The 17,777-nt window shown below is 60.2% G+C and carries 23 protein-coding genes; all 23 read right to left on the reverse strand.

The annotated features are described in order from the left end of the window. Positions 1 to 22: 22 nt before the first annotated feature. The gene (locus tag QZ994_RS12775) at positions 23 to 397 is read right to left on the reverse strand and encodes a hypothetical protein (RefSeq protein ID WP_290872024.1); all 375 of its coding nucleotides are present in this window, start codon (positions 395 to 397) and stop codon (positions 23 to 25) included. Between the two features lie 27 nt (positions 398 to 424). Next, on the reverse strand, positions 425 to 682 hold the full coding sequence (locus tag QZ994_RS12780; RefSeq protein ID WP_290872026.1) for a hypothetical protein: 258 nt from the start codon (positions 680 to 682) through the stop codon (positions 425 to 427). A gap of 67 nt (positions 683 to 749) precedes the next feature. After that, positions 750 to 2,732: a phage major capsid protein gene (locus QZ994_RS12785; RefSeq protein ID WP_290872030.1), complete on the reverse strand. Its 1,983-nt coding sequence runs from the start codon at positions 2,730 to 2,732 to the stop codon at positions 750 to 752. After that, positions 2,725 to 4,311 (reverse strand): phage portal protein, encoded by a 1,587-nt coding sequence (locus QZ994_RS12790; RefSeq protein WP_290872033.1) that lies wholly within the window; start codon positions 4,309 to 4,311, stop codon positions 2,725 to 2,727. The genes QZ994_RS12785 and QZ994_RS12790 overlap by 8 nt, the downstream gene beginning before the upstream one ends. Beyond that, a complete protein-coding gene (locus QZ994_RS12795; RefSeq protein ID WP_290872036.1) occupies positions 4,312 to 4,845 on the reverse strand; it encodes a hypothetical protein in 534 nt (177 codons plus the stop codon). It lies immediately after the preceding gene. Between the two features lie 7 nt (positions 4,846 to 4,852). Beyond that, complete coding sequence (locus QZ994_RS12800) at positions 4,853 to 6,871, reverse strand: terminase gpA endonuclease subunit (RefSeq protein ID WP_290872039.1); 2,019 nt, start codon at positions 6,869 to 6,871, stop codon at positions 4,853 to 4,855. Beyond that, complete coding sequence (locus tag QZ994_RS12805; RefSeq protein WP_290872042.1) at positions 6,868 to 7,074, reverse strand: hypothetical protein; 207 nt, start codon at positions 7,072 to 7,074, stop codon at positions 6,868 to 6,870. Before QZ994_RS12805 ends, QZ994_RS12800 begins: the two co-directional genes overlap by 4 nt. Further along, positions 7,050 to 7,751 carry a site-specific DNA-methyltransferase gene (locus QZ994_RS12810; protein WP_290872044.1) on the reverse strand — a complete coding sequence of 234 codons (702 nt, stop codon included), beginning with the start codon at positions 7,749 to 7,751 and terminating at the stop codon, positions 7,050 to 7,052. The genes QZ994_RS12805 and QZ994_RS12810 overlap by 25 nt, the downstream gene beginning before the upstream one ends. 61 nt (positions 7,752 to 7,812) lie before the next feature. After that, the gene (locus QZ994_RS12815) at positions 7,813 to 8,319 is read right to left on the reverse strand and encodes a terminase small subunit (protein WP_290872047.1); all 507 of its coding nucleotides are present in this window, start codon (positions 8,317 to 8,319) and stop codon (positions 7,813 to 7,815) included. Positions 8,320 to 8,710: 391 nt separating this feature from the next. Then, positions 8,711 to 9,211: a lysis system i-spanin subunit Rz gene (locus QZ994_RS12820; RefSeq protein WP_290872050.1), complete on the reverse strand. Its 501-nt coding sequence runs from the start codon at positions 9,209 to 9,211 to the stop codon at positions 8,711 to 8,713. A gap of 124 nt (positions 9,212 to 9,335) precedes the next feature. Continuing rightward, positions 9,336 to 9,905, reverse strand: a complete 570-nt coding sequence (locus tag QZ994_RS12825; protein WP_290872053.1) for a lysozyme — start codon at positions 9,903 to 9,905, stop codon at positions 9,336 to 9,338. Then, positions 9,895 to 10,119: a hypothetical protein gene (locus QZ994_RS12830; RefSeq protein WP_290872056.1), complete on the reverse strand. Its 225-nt coding sequence runs from the start codon at positions 10,117 to 10,119 to the stop codon at positions 9,895 to 9,897. The genes QZ994_RS12825 and QZ994_RS12830 overlap by 11 nt, the downstream gene beginning before the upstream one ends. Next, positions 10,116 to 10,571 (reverse strand): helix-turn-helix domain-containing protein, encoded by a 456-nt coding sequence (locus QZ994_RS12835; RefSeq protein ID WP_290872059.1) that lies wholly within the window; start codon positions 10,569 to 10,571, stop codon positions 10,116 to 10,118. The genes QZ994_RS12830 and QZ994_RS12835 overlap by 4 nt, the downstream gene beginning before the upstream one ends. A gap of 306 nt (positions 10,572 to 10,877) precedes the next feature. Next, on the reverse strand, positions 10,878 to 11,210 hold the full coding sequence (locus QZ994_RS12840; protein WP_290872062.1) for a hypothetical protein: 333 nt from the start codon (positions 11,208 to 11,210) through the stop codon (positions 10,878 to 10,880). Positions 11,211 to 11,401: 191 nt separating this feature from the next. Next, positions 11,402 to 11,809 (reverse strand): hypothetical protein, encoded by a 408-nt coding sequence (locus QZ994_RS12845; protein WP_290872065.1) that lies wholly within the window; start codon positions 11,807 to 11,809, stop codon positions 11,402 to 11,404. A 96-nt stretch (positions 11,810 to 11,905) separates the two neighbouring features. Then, the gene (locus QZ994_RS12850; RefSeq protein ID WP_290872069.1) at positions 11,906 to 12,256 is read right to left on the reverse strand and encodes a hypothetical protein; all 351 of its coding nucleotides are present in this window, start codon (positions 12,254 to 12,256) and stop codon (positions 11,906 to 11,908) included. Then, positions 12,253 to 12,516 carry a hypothetical protein gene (locus tag QZ994_RS12855; RefSeq protein ID WP_290872072.1) on the reverse strand — a complete coding sequence of 88 codons (264 nt, stop codon included), beginning with the start codon at positions 12,514 to 12,516 and terminating at the stop codon, positions 12,253 to 12,255. The genes QZ994_RS12850 and QZ994_RS12855 overlap by 4 nt, the downstream gene beginning before the upstream one ends. Continuing rightward, positions 12,513 to 14,249, reverse strand: a complete 1,737-nt coding sequence (locus QZ994_RS12860; RefSeq protein WP_290872075.1) for a hypothetical protein — start codon at positions 14,247 to 14,249, stop codon at positions 12,513 to 12,515. The genes QZ994_RS12855 and QZ994_RS12860 overlap by 4 nt, the downstream gene beginning before the upstream one ends. A 203-nt stretch (positions 14,250 to 14,452) precedes the next feature. After that, the gene (locus tag QZ994_RS12865; protein WP_290872078.1) at positions 14,453 to 14,593 is read right to left on the reverse strand and encodes a hypothetical protein; all 141 of its coding nucleotides are present in this window, start codon (positions 14,591 to 14,593) and stop codon (positions 14,453 to 14,455) included. 280 nt (positions 14,594 to 14,873) lie between these two features. Continuing rightward, a complete protein-coding gene (locus QZ994_RS12870) occupies positions 14,874 to 15,155 on the reverse strand; it encodes a hypothetical protein (RefSeq protein WP_290872081.1) in 282 nt (93 codons plus the stop codon). Between the two features lies 1 nt (position 15,156). Then, entirely contained in the window at positions 15,157 to 15,579 is a 423-nt protein-coding gene (locus QZ994_RS12875; RefSeq protein ID WP_290872084.1) for a hypothetical protein, read from the reverse strand. Between the two features lie 9 nt (positions 15,580 to 15,588). Further along, on the reverse strand, positions 15,589 to 15,915 hold the full coding sequence (locus QZ994_RS12880) for a hypothetical protein (RefSeq protein ID WP_290872087.1): 327 nt from the start codon (positions 15,913 to 15,915) through the stop codon (positions 15,589 to 15,591). Then, positions 15,912 to 17,777 (reverse strand): VapE domain-containing protein (locus QZ994_RS12885; protein WP_290872090.1); only part of this gene is annotated, 1,866 nt, incomplete at its 5' end. The genes QZ994_RS12885 and QZ994_RS12880, both read right to left, overlap by 4 nt.

Consider the following 17,777-nt stretch of genomic DNA (forward strand, 5'->3'; position numbering starts at 1 on the left):
CCAGGCCGGCGTTGTCGGCATCTTAGCCGTTCGCTTTCTTGCCGATCACCGACAGGGCGAACGTCACAGCCGGCGAGGTGCCGCCCAAGGTGTTGACCACCTTCACGTACTTTTTCAGGCCGTCCACGCTGCGCAGCAGGTCTTGGAACGAAGCGCCGCCGGCAGTGGTGATCTGCGCGAACGAAATACCGCTGTCCACGTAGGTGCCGCCGGAAGTGTCGCAGTGCTGCAGCTTCACGTCGCTGGTCTGGCTCGCGCCTTCCAGTGCGGACGAATTCAGCACGAAGCGGCAGACGCCGGTGAAGTCCGAGATATCGACGGCGGCGCTGGTGTCGGTCGCGGTGATGCGCTTTGCGGCAGCCAGCGGCGTGATTGCCAGGGAAACGAGTGGTTGCATAGTCTTATTCCTTCGGTGATTTTGAAATTACTTCTTTTTGCCGGTTTTCTTGGCTGGCTCTGCGCTGTCGGCGGCGGCCTCATCGGTCGCCGGCTCTGCCTGTTCTTCCGAAGCGTCGGCCAGTTCTTCGGCGGCCTCATCGTCTGCCGTCGCCATTTCGGCCTTGCCGCGCCGCAGCAGGTCTTTCGCGGCCGATTCAGGGATGGTGATGACGCTCCCGCGCTTCATCAGTTCGCCAGCGACGCCGATTGCGGCGGTCAGCTTCACGGTTGCAGTTTTGGTCATGATGAAATTCCTGTTCGTTTCAAAAAAGGGCGGCCCTGCCGCCCTTTCCGCTATTCGCTACCCTGGATTACGAAACCAGGTCGGAACCCCAGCAGATGGATTCCTTGCGGCGCAGGCCCATGTCCACGTCCTGGAAGGCCACGATACGCACGCTGCCGCGCTTGCTCAGCGAGTACGGATCGATGGTCAAATCCAGGCCGCCCCACAGCGCAATAATCGCGTCTGCGAACTGGCCAAAGAACACGTCACCGGTAATCACCTGGTTGGTGATTTCGGCGCGGTAGCCGTTCACGGTGTTGCCCTGTTCCCAGATGGTGTTCGAACCGTCCACGCCAGGGAAACGCAGCGTGGTTTTCGCGTGGCCACGGAAGCGAGCATTGCCGACGTAGGCCATGGTGCCGATGTCCGCGTTGTCGGCGGCGATTTCGGTTTCCATCTGGACCAGTTCAGCGAAAGTCGGCTTGCCGGCGGTGGCGAAGTCCACGGCGTTGATGCCGGACTGGTTTTTCAGGCCCAGCGGCTGATACTGGCCGCCTTCGCCGTACCAGAACGCCTTGTCAATGGCCTGGCCGATGGCATTGATCAGATCGTTGCGCACCATGGCTTCCACGCCCATGCTGGTCTGCTGCATCAGGCGGCGGGTGATTTCGGTGAACGCGCCCAGCGTTTTCGGGCTGAACGAAATCTGGCCCAGGCTGAAACCGGTTTCGCTCGCGTCCTGGTCTTCGCCCATCCAGAAGGCTTGACCGTCAGCGGTCTTTTTCGGGATATCGACGTTACCCACCAGGCCCGCCATCACGGTAGCCAGCTGCATGCCGATGGTGCGGTTGCGCAGCAGGTCGATAAACGAACCGCGCATCACGTCGTTGTCGATCAGCTGCGCGCCCACCTGGTTGCCGGCGACGCCGCCCGCGTTCATGGCGCGCGACAGCACGTCAGGCGGGACCAGGATGCCCTGCGCGGTCTTGCCCAGTGCGCGCTGCGCGGCGATGCCGCATTCGATTTCAAAGGCCGCCGCCTTCTGCGCGTTGGCGTCGTTCGGGTTGGCCAGGGCGCGAACCACGTTCATGAACGAGTATCGGCGCACTTCGGCGTCGGTCATGCCCATTTCGCTGCCGGCGCTCTGTTCCGACAGCGGCTTTGCAGCGCGTTCGTTGAACTTGACCAGCAGCGCGTCCTGCATGTCCTTTTCGGTCTTGCCGTCGCGCACCATCTGGGAAGCCAGTTCGCGCGCTTCCGGCACGCTGCCGGCGTATTTTTCGCCCATCGCCAGGATGGCGGCGCTGCGTGCGCGCTCGGCATCGGTGCCGCGCTGACCAGCCGCACGTTCGCCTGCGCCCGCCTCTTCCAGCACTTCCAGTTCGGTGACGATACTGTTGTTGTCGTCCACTTCCGCGCGGACCAGCTGGCCCTTGGCGTTACGTACGTTCTTAATCATGGTTCGCTGTTCCTCGGTAGTATTCGTAATCAAAACTTTGTTGATGCTGGAATCTTCCGCGCTTTCCGGCTCTGGTTCCTCTAGTGGGTTTTCCAAGCTGCGGCCCACGCCCACGTCGTCGTCGGCGGCAGCGCTGCAAAGCGATACTTCGAACGGCTGCCAGGCGGTGATGCGGTACACGTCGATGCCGTCGCGTTCTTCGACCAGGCGCATTCCGCTGACGTTGTAGCCCACCGATACTTTTGTGGTGATGCCGTCGATCACGTCCTGGAACAGCTTTTCGCCTTCCTCGCTGCGGCTGAAACGGATGGTGCAGCGCGCGATCCGGTCGGAATCGACGCGGGCGGTGCCGACGACAACGACGCCGCGCTGGTCGCGCAGATCGTGCATCCAGACCAGCGGCGCAGCATTGTTCATGCGCGACAGGTCGATTTCGTTCGCGTCGTGGCCCAGCACTTCAATGCCGTAGTAGCGTTCCACCTTCTCGGTTTCGCTGGAAAAAGCGATTTCGACGGTGCGCGCTTCGACATCGACAGCGCCCACTTCAGCAGTACGGAACTGCGGGCCGCGCTTCTGGATTTCACGCAGATGCTGCTGGATTTTCTTACTCATTGGCTGCTTTCGGTGTTGGTTTTTCTGCCGGCGCTGGCGGTTTCGGCTGCATGCCCATCGACAGCTTGACCAGTTCCAGCGCCTCTTCCTTCGTGAACCCCTCTTCCACATACGCTTCGACAATCGCGCGTTGGTCGCGGGCGCTTTCCATCCACACGGTCTGCGGATCGCGGCCCGACTCGCGGATGATCTGGCCTGGCGATTTCAGGAAATTATTTTTCGATTCCACGGCTGCATCGACATCAGCGCGCGGGTCGATCCAATCCCAGCGGCGCGGCTGCCACGCGATATCGTTGTGCGTGTCGATGGCCTTCACGGCTACCGGCTTGCCCTTGGCGTTGGTGATCTTCCCAGCCAGCAGCGAGTATTCCAGCCAGGCTTCGAACACCGGCTGGCAAAGGGTTTCAACCAGCCATTCCTGTAGCTCTTTCCAGTTCTCGCGGCTGTCCAGCGTTCCCTGGCGGATGCTGGAAAAATTGACGCCTTCCAGGTCGCCCGACAGTTCGTTGTACGGCACGCCCCAGCCTGCGCCGATGCTGCGCAGCATGTGCTTGACCATCGGGCCAAGCTCGCCGGATGGCGACTGCGGCGACCAGTCCACCAGCTTGCCGCCTTCTGGCACGATGAACCCGGTTCCAGGCTCCACGTTCATTTCCGGCGGGTCGTCTTCGTCGTACTGCGGGCCGAAACCAGGTTCGAACTGCATCGCCCAAACCTTCGACGCGCCGATGCGGGCGTTGATGATTGCCGCGTCTTCGTAGCCGTTCAGGTTGCGCAGGCGGAAAAGGCCGGTCGCCATCCAGGGGAAGCCGCGCTTCTGGCCCACCATGTCTTTGCGGTAGCCGTGGATGATTTCGCCTGCGGGAATGCGCACGTAGTGACGCCCGCCGCTGCTGTATTCCGCCTCTTCGGCAGTCGTGGTAGTGATGTGGAAGGCTACAGGCTTGCCAAATTTGGTGTATTCGATGCCCGCCCGAATAAAATTCGTGTCATTGCGGTTTGGACGTTGCACATCGTAGTCCGCAGGGCATCGGATAGGGTCGATTATTTGGAGCGCAAACCCCCATGCGCCCGCCTCACGCCCGTAGACCTTGCGGATGATGAATTCGCCATCGGTCGGGCAGCTTGCCACCACGCTGGACTGCATGGAACGCCAGGATTCCAGGCCGGTCACGTCGCAGTTGTCGCGGTGGCCCCAGCGGGCGAACGACAGTTCGATGGCTTCGTTAAGTTCCTTGTCCAGCTTGCCTTTGCTGGTCTTGGCCTGCGCCTGCAGGACCACGCCGTTCGGGCCGACGATGTTCTGGCGGCACATGCGCACGTACGCGCGGGCGTGGTCGTTATTGGCTGCTTGCTCGCGCGAGCGGACCACCAGCGTGCGCTGCCAGCGCTGAACGGCGACATCGGCCGAAATCGGCACGGTTCCCCAGTTCATCGTCAGGCGGTCGGACTCGCCGGCCTTGAACATGCGCGTCACGCTACTGGCGATGCGCCGCAGCGTGCCGCGCGATGGGCGCGCTTCCACGGTCGCGGCCGGTGCCTGCGCTTCTGGCTCGGTTTTTTGAAATAATTTGAACAATTATGGCAGCCTCATCAGAACTTGCGTTCCGAAATTCTTGTTTCCGCGTGCTGCGGTTTCTTCGGCGCGCACGCGCGACGCGTAGAGCGTTTCCAGTTTCAGCAGATCGGAAATCGGCGTGCGCCACAGTTCGCGGTTGTTGATCGTGTAGCGCTGCTGATCCTGCGTGGCGCGCTTCTCGATAACCGCCCTGATGTTGTCCAGCACGATGCGGGCGTGCGAACGCATGTCGCCGCCAGTGGACTGCGCCAGGTCAGGCAGCACGGTGATGGTGCCGCGCTCAACTTCGACCACGGCGCTGCCATCGGTCACGCGGGCGCTGTATGCATACAGGCCAGGCAGGTATTCAGCGGTGGCAGTGGCGGAGGCTTCCAGGCGGTGCTGGATGCCGTCAGCGGTGGCGGTCAGGTCGATGGCCGAAGGGCCGCGCAGCGACACTGACAGCACCCAGTCGCTTGCCGGGTATGCCGTCAGTGTCGCCAGCGTCGAAAATGTCAGGCCCGCCCCGATGGTCGGCGGTAAAATTCCGTTCACGTCAGCCTTACCAGTTGGTCGCAAAATTCCGTCGTTTCGGTGCCATTTGCACCTTTTGGCGACGTACTGGCGGATTGTCCGCTTGCGCTGGCTTTTGTTCCTCTAGTGGGTTTTCCGGCTGCTGAACCGGGCGTTTTTCGACCTTTTCGGGCCGCTTTTCTGGCTGTTTTTGCGGTATTTCGGCCGGTTTTTCAGGCATTTTCAGCCGTTCGGCCAAGCGGTTAAGCGGTGGCAGGGCGATTTTCAGCGCCGCATAGGCGTACACGCGGCAGTCCAAAACCTCGTTTCGGTCGCGTGTTTTGTGCCACTCGCGCACCGGAAAGCCCTTGACGTATCGCGTAATCAGCTTTTCGGCCGTCAGCTGCTTGAAATACTCTTCGGCGTGGTCATCGTCCTGCGGGAAGTGGCAGTAACCAGGCCCAATTGTTGCTTGCGACAGGCGGCGCATTACGGTCAGTTTCGCTTCGTCCACGCCGACGATGAACAAATCAACCTTGCGGCCAGTCTTGCCCGACTGCTTGCGCGACGGCGCGGCCACCACAGGGTCGCCCCACTTGCCGCCGCCCTTCACGGCGAACAACCGGCGGCCGGTCTTGCCCTTGGCGTAATCGTAGGCGGCCTGCGTGTAGCCTGCCGTGCCGCCCGTATCCAGGCAGCTGGCGGATATGGCCAGCTGCGCGCCGGATTCGTGCTGGTAGGTCTGTTCCAGGAATGCCGTCAGGTCTTCCCACACCTCGCCGGCCAGCGGATCGCCCCACAGCACGCGGTATTCGATAGACCAAGATTCCTCACCAACGCCCCAGGCCACCACCTCCACTTCCAGGCGGTCCTGCTGCATGTCAACGCCGGCCGACAGCCACAGGCCGCCCGCTGGAACGTCAGCGCGGTATTCCTCGCGGCGCTTGAACAGGCTATCCGGGTCGGCCTTCTCGCCGGTTTCTTCGAACGCTTCGCCCAGGCTGACGTTCTGGAACGACTGCACGTCGGATTTGACCAGCTTGTTCAGGTACGACTGCACGATGTCGCGCAGCCGGCGGAACGTAGACAGCATTTCCGGCGCGTGGAACGAAGCATGCCCCTTGAACGGCTTTGCGGCCCGCCAGCCGTGGCCCAAGCTTTCGGCGTTGCGGATCGCCGCTATGCGCTCGCCATCGTCCCACAGGCAGCCGCAATCCTCGCAGGCGTACCGCGCCGTTTCTGGCTTGTGATCCTGGTTCAGATCGGCTTCGGCCGACTTGATGTCGGTAGACACGCGGCCATCCCAGCGCACCTGTTCCCACCGCAAATACTGGGCATGGCTGCAGTGCGGGCATGGCACGTAGAAGCGGCGCTGGTCGCCTTCATCAAACGCCGTTTCGATGCGGCTTTCGCCCAGCGTGGTAGGCGTGCTGGACTCGGTACGCAGCGCCTGGTCGCCGAACGTCGCGGCGCGCTGGTCCAGCAGTTCGACAGGATCGCCTTCGGGCGTGGCGTCCATGCCGTCGATTTCGTCGGCGTGCGTCTTCGGCGCGGATCGGCCGCGCAGCGTTTTCGGGCTGCCTGCCCAGCTAAACATCAGCCAACCGCCCACATAGCTGATGATGCGGCTGTTGTTCACGCCTTCGCGCCCGCGCTGCTTCGCCATCTTGTCGGCGATGTTCGGGTTGGCTTCCAGCATGGGCCGTAGTTTCGTTTCCAGGAACGTCTGCACGTCGCCCTGCGTCGGCTGGACGAAAATCTGGCTGGCCGGTTCGTGCGCGATGAAATATCCGATGCCGCACTGCTGCACGGTCGTCTTGCCCAGCTGCGCGCCGGTTTTGTAGGTCACGCGGCGTATGCCGGGTTCCTTCATCGCATCCAGCATGCCGCGCTGGTACGGCGCATTCGCAAACGAAATCGGGCCAGGGATTGCGTTGCCGACGCTGATTTTTACGTTGGATTCGGCCCACTGCGACGGCAGCATGTCGGGCGGCGGAACCAGGTTGCGGGCAGCGCGGCGGGTCGCGGCCAGCACCGCGTCGGCGTTGGAGAAATCGGCCGTGGTCATTTCAGTCCGTTGAACAATCGGCGCAAGGCATAGCTTCGCGCCAGGCTCACGGCGGTGAATGCCGCCGCTATTCCGAAATGCTGGCCGGCGCTCGCGGCAATGCCGAACGCAGGAAGGATGACGGCCTGTGCACACACCGCCACCAGGTAGCCGATGGCGGTGTTGGCTGCGGCTTCTGTCAGGCTACGGCTGCGTGATTGCATGTGGTGTTGTCGTTGGCAGGTTGCGGCATGGCTGCCTGGATGCGCTGCTGGGCGATGGCGAAATATGCAGGGTCCATTTCCATGCCGATGAAGCGGCGGCCGGTGTTCATGCAGGCCACGCCAGTGGTGCCGCTGCCCATCACGTTGTCCAGAACCACGTCGCCAGGGTTCGAAGACGCCAAAATAAGGCGTTCCATCAACTGGACCGGCTTCTGCGTCGGGTGGATTTTCGACCTGCCGGATGGTGCCTGCCACAGCGCCTTTTTGCAGTGTTCATTAAATGTCGCGTTCGGCTTCCTGGCGAACACGCAGAATTCCATGCCGCTGACCCACAGGCGCGTTCCGTTCATCGGGCTAGGGTTGGTCTTTTCCCACGCGCCCACGCGCACGGTCAGGCCACGCTGACGGAATGCACGCACCAACTGGCTGATTTGTTCAGTCCCGCAGAAAGCATAGATGCTGCCCTTCGCCAGCCTGTCGAATTCAGCGGCCACAGCGTCCAGGTCCATGTCGCACCTGTCGGCCTTTCCGCGATCCAGCAGGCGCAAGCCGCTGCTTTTTTGAGAGACTTCCCCATACGGCAGGTCGCACAGCACCAGGTCCACGCTGGCATTTGGTAGCGACTTCATCAATTCCAGGCAGTTGCCCATGCGCAAATCATATTTATTCGAATTCATTTCTGCCCCTAGTTATTGAATTTAGGCAAATTATACAGCGAATACTTTACCTGAGTAAATTTTATTCTTCTTCTTCCACGGCTTCGTCTTCGTCGGCCAGCGTCAGTTCCGCTTCTGCCGCCGCCTGCAGCGCCAGCACCAGTTCGGCGCGCAGCGTCTGCTTGAACTTCGCTTCGTCGGTTTCGCCCAGTAGCTGGATGACGACGCGCTGCGGCACGTTCATGACGTTGGCCCGCACTTGCGCAAATGCTTTCGCCTGCGCGCGCTCAAACTCGCGGATCGGCGCAACATCGCCGCGTGCCTTGGCCAGTTCTAGTTCGGCCTTCTGCATCTTGGCGCTGGCGGTGCGCTTCTCGATTTCGGTCAGGTCGGTGGGCGCATCGCCCATCGCCTGTTTCACCTTTTCTTCGGTGTACCACTTGATGACTGCAGGCAGATCGAAAACCCATTCAACGCCACGGCTTCCGCGCTGAACAACAGGCATGCCGGCCTTGCGCCAATTGTCGATGGTTACAGGCGTTACGCCCATGTGGGTGGCAAGGTCTGCCCGGTTCAGATTGATAGTCATTTCAGTGTCGTTTCTTCGGTGAAAACGGCGTTTTGCTATACATAAATTCGGGTTTTAGAACTCACTCAGATATGAAAGCCGGCGGGACGTTGCGCCCCGCATGGTGTGGGGCGTTCGGAAGGACCCAAATGCACCAAAGCGGTGCATCTTTGTTGTATTTGCGCAACACATCACGCATCACGCACCACATTGGTGCATCCATCTGCGCTGCCAATGTTGCCTGGCTGCAAGTGTGGGCGCGTCTTCCCAATACAGATGTTGTACACATGCGACTGGGCCAGCTGCGGGAACATGGCGCGCACCGCCTTGATGGGCATGGTCCTGTGCGCCTCACGTACAGCCAGGATCAGGCTATCAGGGTGCACCACTCTGCCGATGGTCGCCCTTGCCATCACTGCCCCCTGTCCGCTCGCACCACGGCCTGACAGGCAGCCAGCTGCTTGGCTACTTGGTCGGCGTCACTGGCGATTTGAACAAGAAATTCGACATGCGCAGGCTGTAGTCCACCTGTACCGGCTGCATCACGCTTGCCGGTGCTGGTGGCAACACCGGGCAGGACAGGCTGGGCTGGGCCGATAGTTGGGGCGAATTCGTCGCGCAGCCGCAGAGTGCCAGCGCGATAGCTGGCAAGAGTAGCGCTTGCTTTGGAACGTTCATCTGCAATGTCTTTCTGATGCTGGGCATCGATGGCGGCCATGTCCTGCGTGGCCTTGTGTTCAGCGGCGCGAACCTGCGCCTGCAATGAAATCGTTTCAGCCGCGTGCGCGGCGTTGGCTTTGGTCGTCGCCAGATCGGCCGCTGCCTGCGTCACGGTGCAGCCGTGGCGGTATGCGCCGTAAAGCGATGCCAGGGTTATGGCGACAGCCGCGCCGTATTTGGCCAGCGGGTTCATAGAATGCATTCCTTAGTAAGCCACCACATCATCACTGCAAACGTGCCGACACTTCCCAGCGCCGCGCCCAAAGCAAAGAACGTAAGCGGCTCTATTGCGATGGCCGCGATCCACTGCGAAAACGTCATATCCGCCGCGATCCCAGGCAGTAATCGCGCTCGATATCACGCCGCCGTGCCAGACCTGGCAGGACGATGAATTGCCACGCGTAAATAACTTTTCCTTCCGCATCTTTTTGTGTGCGACCAAACTTATCCAAAACTGGCCGCCACGCTTTGGCTTTATTCCAGGCCAGCAGCGCATCACACGAACCGGCCAAATCGCCGGCATTGGCCTTGCGCGCGATGGTCGAACCGCAGAACGCGCCAACGCCGACGTTGTAAGCAAAGTCCACGTACGCGACGCGCTGGCCATCGGTCAGCTTGTCGAACTTCACGCATTTGCTGATGCCTTCGGCGTGCCGCGCCAGATCGCGGTCCAGCTGCGCCTTGCACTCTGCCGGCGTGTACGTCTTGCCCCAGGCGGCATCCTCGGTCGCACCAGTGCAGTACGTCAGGATGCCCGCTGGATCGCGGTACGTCTTGTACACGGTGCCTTCCATGGATGGCGTCAGCGTGTACAGGGCAGCGGCAGCAGCTGCGCCCACAATCGCCACCAGGCCGCGACGTGGTGCTGCGACGGCGTTATTGCTCATCGTCGCCGCCCACATAGTTGCGCGGTGCTTCAATCCAGCCGTGGCGCACAGCAATGGGTTTAAATAATTTCTTCCACAGCCATTCGCCCATCAAAAACATTGTGTAAATCGCCGCCAGAAAGCTTGCGAATTCGGCCCAGCTGGTGATGCCGATTGCGGCCCACATGCTGAAAACTTTCAGCACAGGGGATTCGATATTGTCCTGTTGGTTCATGCGCGCGCCAGTTCGTTGTGTACCAGCGCATTGTCGTTACTTGCCGCCGGGAATTCCTCTAGTGGGTTTTCCCGCAGAAGATTGCGCACCGTCCGTTCCGACACGCCGAAGGCCACAGCCACAGCCGTGGACTTGATCCCAGTCCGGGCCATGCGCAGGATGCTGGCGTGAAGGAATTTGCGCGCCAGGTCGGCGCACTTGGCTGGATACATGATCAGCCCGCCGAACTCGCGCGACAGCTTTTCAGCGTCAGGCCATCCCAGGATTTCGACCAGCTTGTGATCCAGCGACAGGTTTTCCAGCTTTGGCACGTACATGACGGCCTGGCCGTTTTTCGCATTGGGCCATCGCTCATCACGCCGATGACAGCGCGGCAGCTTGCCCACCAGCAGTAACGCCTTTTCACTGCCAATAACGTCAGCTATTTGCTGAACACTCTGTGGTAGTTCCATTGTTGGCATCCAAGTTTGAATGCCTGATTGTAATATAGACGCTCGGAAATAGATATTTACGCGGCAATTTTTGTTGCGAATTGTTGAGATTGCACAACTCAGGGTAGGAGTAGCGACAAGGGTAGGCTTTTCAAGACCTTTCTTCTTGTGGGGGAGGTAATGTAGCTCTGCTTATCTGCACTGCCTATTCTTGTTTATATATATCTCCTACACTCTGATAGCATAATAAGAAAAAAGCCCTTGAAATCAAGGGCTTAAGCAAGTGCAGGACTTAGGGCCGGAAAGGGCTGGACAGGGGTGCAGAATCTATAAAGTGAAGTACAGACGCCCATTTGAGCGACGTGCACTGTACCCTAGCAAACGCAGCCGCATTCCCATTTTTTTCGCCTCTGCTGGCGTCGCGTCGCGCCAGTTCAGAAGGCGGAAAACTTCGGTCGCCGTGGCTCTTTTCCCTTTTAAATCAGCAAGTTCCGCTACTGATCCTGGTAAGTCGATGTCGTCGTTGATCACTGGTACTTTCTGGCGATCCTGCGGCCCCAGGTAGGCCGCAAGGAACAGTGTATCAATAGAAATCTCCGGGTAGTGTTCATGCAGTTGCTTGGCTGCACTCACTGCGTTTTCCATGCGGTTTTTCATCATGATAGTGCGTCATAGGTGTAGTTGAAGGAATGCACAGTATACACTGCTATCCTGCCGCGTCGCAAGCAAAACGGTGTTCTAAGGGCTGCAACTTCATTTTCAGGGCTGCAGATTTGAGTTGCAGCCCTTGGTTCAGGGCTGCAGATTCTGGTGCCGGAAATGAAAAACCCGCCACATGGGCGGGTTTGGTGTCAGCGCAGCAGCGCATCGAACGGTGTAGCGGGTATGCCTCGCTTGCGAATCCTGGCGACTTTCTTGGCCGCTCGCGCCTTTGCCAGCTGGAATTCGTAGCGGCCATCTTGGCGTGCTTTGGCGCGCGAACGGTCCACGCTGTCTTTCAGTGGAATGTTCGGCGGTGGCGGCTTGTCCTTCCCTGGTCCAGCCTTGAACACCGGCTGTTTCTTGCCCGGTCCTGGCGAGCGTTTCCAGCCACCAACGTGCGCCCAGCCGACGCTGCGAAGTTTGTACAGCCAGTGCTTCATCGTGCCTTTCGGGCGGCCGGTGATTTCCGTCAGTTCTCTGATGGTCGCCGGCATGGCGCGCAGTGCGGTTTCCACCCAGTCATTGACGCTGTACGGGCGGCCGAAGTTGTGACTCACGCCGCACCCCCAGCAGCCCACCACACGCCCACCACGATGGCCAGCGCGATGACAAGGCCGATCCACTGGTGCTTACCCAGCCAGGCGTCCAAGCGCTTACCCATGGCAGGCTCCAATCTCCGCAGCTGCGCGGACGATGGCGCGGCGCGTGGCCGCCTCTGCTGTCTGCTGGCCCTTGCCGAACCATTCACAAGGGACGGTTTCGCCATCGTCCAGCAATGCACTAGCGCAGTTCTTTGCCAGGTCGATGCTCACCTGTGCGCCCAACTTCACAGCCAGCCGCAGCGCCTGGCCATCGTCTTCCAGCGGGTTCCACAGGTCGCGGTAGCCATCTACGTTAAGCCCGGTGTCGTTTGTGCCGTAGTTCATCGGCACTTCTACCCAGCCGTCGTAAGCAATACCTGCCGCCTTCGCCGCCAGTTCCAACAGTTCGCGGTCGGCGCTCATTGGCCTGCCTCCTTGGCAGGTGGTCGCTCACTGCCAGGCCCGCGCCCGTGCCACGCTTCACCGAAGTTTTGCAGAAGGTTGACCGGCGCAGCCAGTACGCGGAACACCACCACCAGCGGCAGCGCAATAAGCGCCTTCGCGGCGGCCCACAGGATCAGCAGCCAATTGCAGGCCAGCATGATGGGGAAGAACATAACCATCAAGCTGCGGCGCAGCCATGCGTTGCGGATGCGGCTGAATGGAACACGCCAGGTCTTCATGCCGCACCGCCTTTCTGCGCGGCCTGCATGGTTGCGCGGTGGCGTGGCCGCCATACTTCCAGCAGGGCCGTATGGATGCGCTCAAGGTGCAACGCTATATGGCCGTCCTTCCCAGTGGCCCGCACCACGCCGTCATGGACTTGCGCCAGATCGTGGATGGCCTTGCCCAGCGCGTCGCTGCCGTTGTCTTGATCGCCTGCGCCCACAGCAGGCTGTCGGGCGGCCAGCGCGGCGCTCAGGTCTTTAGCTGTTGCCTCCCATTTTTTCCGCCGCTGAACGCTGCCAGCATGCTGTGCGCGCTCGCGGGCGATGTCGATAGCTTCATACAGCCGGGAAGCAAGACAGCCGGAAAACGTTGGCAGTTGGCCTGCGTCCGCAGCAGGTTGTTTGTCGGCAAACAGCGAACCGTCCTGCTCATGCATCAGGCGCTGATACTGCGGCTTAGTCAGCCAGCGGCACGAACTATCAAACAGCGCGTACTGGCCTTCTTTATGCAGAATGCGCCCGATGACTTCATAGCCGCGCTGCTCTAGGTCGGCCAGTTTGCGGTCGAACAGCGGCAAATTGCCCGCGCCCACAACAACCTGCCCCTGCGCGGCATCGGCTACTGGCTGCGCCTGTGCTGGCGATGGGGCGACTTCATCGCAGCCTGGAATGCAGCGCTCGCCTGGCTGGCATGCACAAAATTGCATCTTAGCGGATTGGTATTGGGCAATCAGGGCAATGATTGCATCAGCGCAGCCGTTCACGGTGTCGGCGAAATCGCCAGTGTATTGCTGTGCCTCAAGCTGCAATTCTTCGGCGATATCTTGCAACGCATTCAAGTCCACCCCCGCACCCTTGCTTGCTTGGGATGCGAGAGCGGCGTCTTTAGCTTCGGCGCAGGATTTCCAGTTAACCATACCATCGTAATATCGATTGGCTTCGCAGCAGATAGCGATCAAATCAGCCTTCATGATGCTGATTTGGGTGCCGTCCGTGTCGTTCGCCTTGAAAAGAAGGCGCTTTGCTAAGTCGGTTTGCTTAGTTGCCGGTGCTGCGGCCGGCGGCCGGCGGGCGGCGACTTCTTTCCACTCGTTGCCATCGTCCAGTCTGACTGTGCCGATTTTTGTGGGGTCAGCATAATTCACCGGATGGCAGCACTCGCCAAATTCGCGCTTGCCGACTGGCCGCCACATCAGCGGGCTACCGTCGTCATGCTGGGCTGGCTCGTAGACAAGGCTGCGGCCTTTGTAGAGGAAGAAGAACTGATTGCCGATCTTCACGCCCAATTCCGCGTTGTCATTGACGATCCACCCCACAGCAGCATCACTCAGCGCCGCTTGCGCATGCTGCTGTGGGGTGGATACGCGATCCAGCGCTTCGTAAGCTTTCCCAGCATCAAAACCGTTTTGATAAGCCTGAACCACAGCCTTTGCCGCGACTGCTGCGGTGTGGGCGTCGATGTGGGCGATCAGTTCTGACCAAGCATTTTCAAAGCTGCGCGTTCCATATGGTTCATTGCGCCAATACTCGATCAACTGCTGAAACTCCGGCGTATCCACCGTCACCGATGGGGCGGATGCTTGCACATACCGCTGCGGCGCATCCAAAACAGCCTTCTCAGCCCGCGCAATCCACTCCGGCGCATGATACTGACGCACATCGTCAACAAGTGCGCCTTTGATGATGTCGATCAGTTCGGCGACGGTCGCGCCGATTTGTAAATGCTTCTCATTCGTATTCGTATCCATATACCCTTTCGATCACGCCAGCCCACGCCGGCTTCTACTGACAAAGCCCGCACATGGCGGGCATCCGGCAAATCAATTTGCAACCGAACTAGTTGTTCAGGACCAGCGCGACCAGCAGCACAGCGAACGCGGCCCAGCTGTAGATTTCGTATCGTGTCATATATTCTTTCAGGTGATGCCCGCTTGTCGCGGGCGGTGGTGGGTTAGGCGGCGGCGAACAGAAGCATGGTGACGGAACGGCGTACCGACTCGTTGCCGCCGTTGATCGCTTCCAGCACTTCGCGTTCTGTCATTTTCGACATGGTTGCGTAGGCTTCAATTGCTGCTTTCAGTGCATTGTCCATCATTCATCCCCTTATCAACTCGCCGCGCCCAGTGCGCTGCGTCCATTTAGTAACTATACACGGCTATATTTACTTGTGCAAATAATTTCAGTATTTTGTTGCCGATTTGAGATACTTGCGCAGTACAGTACCTAGCAACAATGTGGGCGTGAAAAAGCCCGCGCTGGGCGGGCTGGGTGTTATGCGTGACGCGGCCGGCTACAAAACTCGCACTGCCATGGGCTATCGCCCCATATCTTGCAGTGCTTGCAGTAGTACAGCTGTGGCGTTCGGTAGATCATCATGCGTGTTCAGGCTCCAGCTGCGGAAGCTTGAACAGATCGGAAATTGATTTCTCGCCGGGTGGTGGGTCTTTGGGGCGAAGGTCGCCTGCCTGGGCCATGAAGTCGGATTCGTGGTCGAATGAATCTGTTTCCTGCCCCCATTCCCAATCGTCGCGGTTCAGAATTTTAAAGTATTCCATGTGGCCGACGACAGTACATTCCGTACCGTTGAGAAATGCCATTTCGCCAGTCTGATTTTGCCAGATGTACACGCGGCCGATTTCGTAAATGTCTCTCATCTCACACCGCCTTTGCATCAAAAACCGCAACCATGTCGCCGCTGCGTGGCGAGAAAAACCACGGCTCGCCCTGTACGGCGATGGTGATAACGTCCGCATCAGCCCGCACATCAACGGCGGCCGTTACGATGTGCCGTCGATCATCCTCGCGCCGCTGTTCAGCTGCCAAACGGCGTTCGCGCTTGGCCAGCTGGTCTTCGATGGCGCGCAACCCTTCGGCGGCGTCGCGTGCGGCTGCCTCGCGGTTCATCTGATCGCGCAGCGCGTGATGCAAAATGCCTTCCGGCGGCGGCTTCATTTCCGGCGGCGACATCAGCCCTTCGACAAATTCCAGCAGCATGGTGGCGCGCTTCGGCGTGTCCATGGTCGAACCGGCCCAGCACTGCGCCAGCTTCCAAAATTCCTTTTGCTGTTCCTGCGTCATTCTCATTTTTTACCCTCCTAGTTTTGCTGCGAAAATCGTTTCAATGTCGGCGCGCATCCGCTGATTGGTCGCCTGTTCCAGCTGGTCCAGGTGCCGGCGGCGGTCGTTGTCGTTCATGGCCATCAGCTTGCTGGCCTGCTGGTGCTTCCAGATCATGCTGACCAGTTCGGATAGCTCGCGGTGCGCATCCTTGCCGCGTCTGGCCAGCACGCCCTGCAGGTGCACGCGGCGCTTGTGCAGCGGCCAGGCCAGCAGCGTGGTGGCTTCGCAGTGCGCTCGCCATGCCTCGCTGCTGCTGTCCACCTGTCGGCCGTCGTATGTGGTCGCCATGGTCATAGCGGCGGCTCCACGGCGTCACGGTGGCGCGCTGGCATCATCCAAACCCAGCGCCCGTTCGAACGCTTCGGCTCGCCGAAATGCTTGCGCAGCACCACGCCTGCATTTTTGGCTTGCGCGTTCGTCGGCCGGTCGAACCCGATTGCAATCAGCGCTTCGCTGGCCGTCATGGTCGCGCTGCGGATCGCTTCCGGGTTGAACTTTGACAGCATCAGTTCTTCGATGGTGTTCGGTTCCTGGTGTTCGGCGTTGGCGATTTCCAAGCGCGCTTCCTGTTCGCGGTCCAGCCACCAGTTTTCACCCCTGGCGTAGTAGTGCGCGGCTTCTGCCCACAGCTGCTGCACGTCGATGCCGTGGTTCAGGTCCAGCGACAAAACCGGAATCGTCCACCAGCGGACGTTCCCGGTGTCATCGACCAGGAACACCTTCGGATTGACCGAAGCGAAAAACACGGTGCGGCGCTGGTACTCGCTTTCCAGTCGGTCGTACGGCCGGCGCAGCTGGTCGATGTCCTGGCTGATGAACCCTTTCAGCCTGGCGATGTCCGACTTGCGGAACGTGCCATCTAGTTCGCCCAGTTCGACCAGCCAGTGGCTGATTGCGCTGCTGATGGAATCCTTGTTCGCCGTGTCGATGGTCGCGCCGACTTTCAGCAGCTTGCGCAGTTCGGGCGGCAGCAGCGACTTGATCCACGATGTCTTGCCTTCGCTCTGCGCGCCCTGCAGGACCAGCACGCCCTTGGACCAGAAACCGCGCGGTTTGAGTGCTGCGGCGGCGGCCGAAATCAGCCATTTGCGCAGCAGCATCATTTTCAGGTCGTCCGGGTAGTCGTCGGGCGTCTGCAGCGTGCTGGCCAGATCACCGAAACGCGACTGTCCATCCCATGGCCGCGACGAAATGAAATCCTCGACTGGGTTGTACCGGTTTTTCGATGAAATCAGCTTGATGTAATCCTGCGTGTCCGACTTCGGCATGCTGTTGCGCGCGCACATCGAATTGATTTCGGCCAGGGTACAGTTCGCGTCCAGGTCGTCGCCGTAGTCGCGGCCCGGTATGTCCACCTCCACCATCTTGCGCACGATGTTGTACCGAACGCTGATGCCGTATTCGACCAGCATGTATTCCAGGTTTTCCACGGTGTTCAGCGGCGAACCTTTGCCCGATACGTGCGGGTAGCCGCCAATCAGCACAGGCGAATCCAGCGGCACGCGCGGCCCGTTGTCGTTCGCGGCCTTCTTTGGCAGCGCGGCGATGATCTGCGCGCGGACGGCTGCCAGCCCATCCAGCTGGTGCAGGTCGTTAAAATCGGTCGGCTTGCCGCTGGTGTCCGAAAACATCGGAATGGCCAGCATCGCCTGCGCCATCTGCGCGGCCCGTACGCCGTTCACGCGCCCGCTGTTCGGCTTGTTCGGGTCGTCGTGCCACTGGTCATCATCGGCCAGGATGATGATGACGGCCATGGGATAGGTGTTGCGCAGCGCCAGTGCGACGTTGTGCATGTTGCCGTCATCGAACGCCACGGCAGCCGGGTATCCGGTGGCCATGTGGGCGCTGGCGCAGGTGGCGTAACCGCTGCCCACCAGGATGACAGGTTCGCTGCCGTGCGGCTTGTCGCCCAGCATGTGGAACCCGCCGCGCTTCTGGCCGCCTGGCAGGTAGTCGCGGTCCCGCCCTTCCATCATCGCCGATGGTTGTTCGAAGATCGCCTGCAGCGTCACCAGTTCGCCATCGATCAGGCGCACAGGGACCAGCAGCGAATTCTTGATGCCGCGATACACGCCGATGCGCAGGCCGTAGGCGTTCACGCCCTTGCGGGCCAGGTACGGGTGTTCGTCGCCGTCGATGTCCTGCGCCGCTTCCCA

It is taken from the genome of Aquabacterium sp. (assembly GCF_021768455.1).
Lineage (GTDB): Bacteria > Pseudomonadota > Gammaproteobacteria > Burkholderiales > Burkholderiaceae_C > Aquabacterium.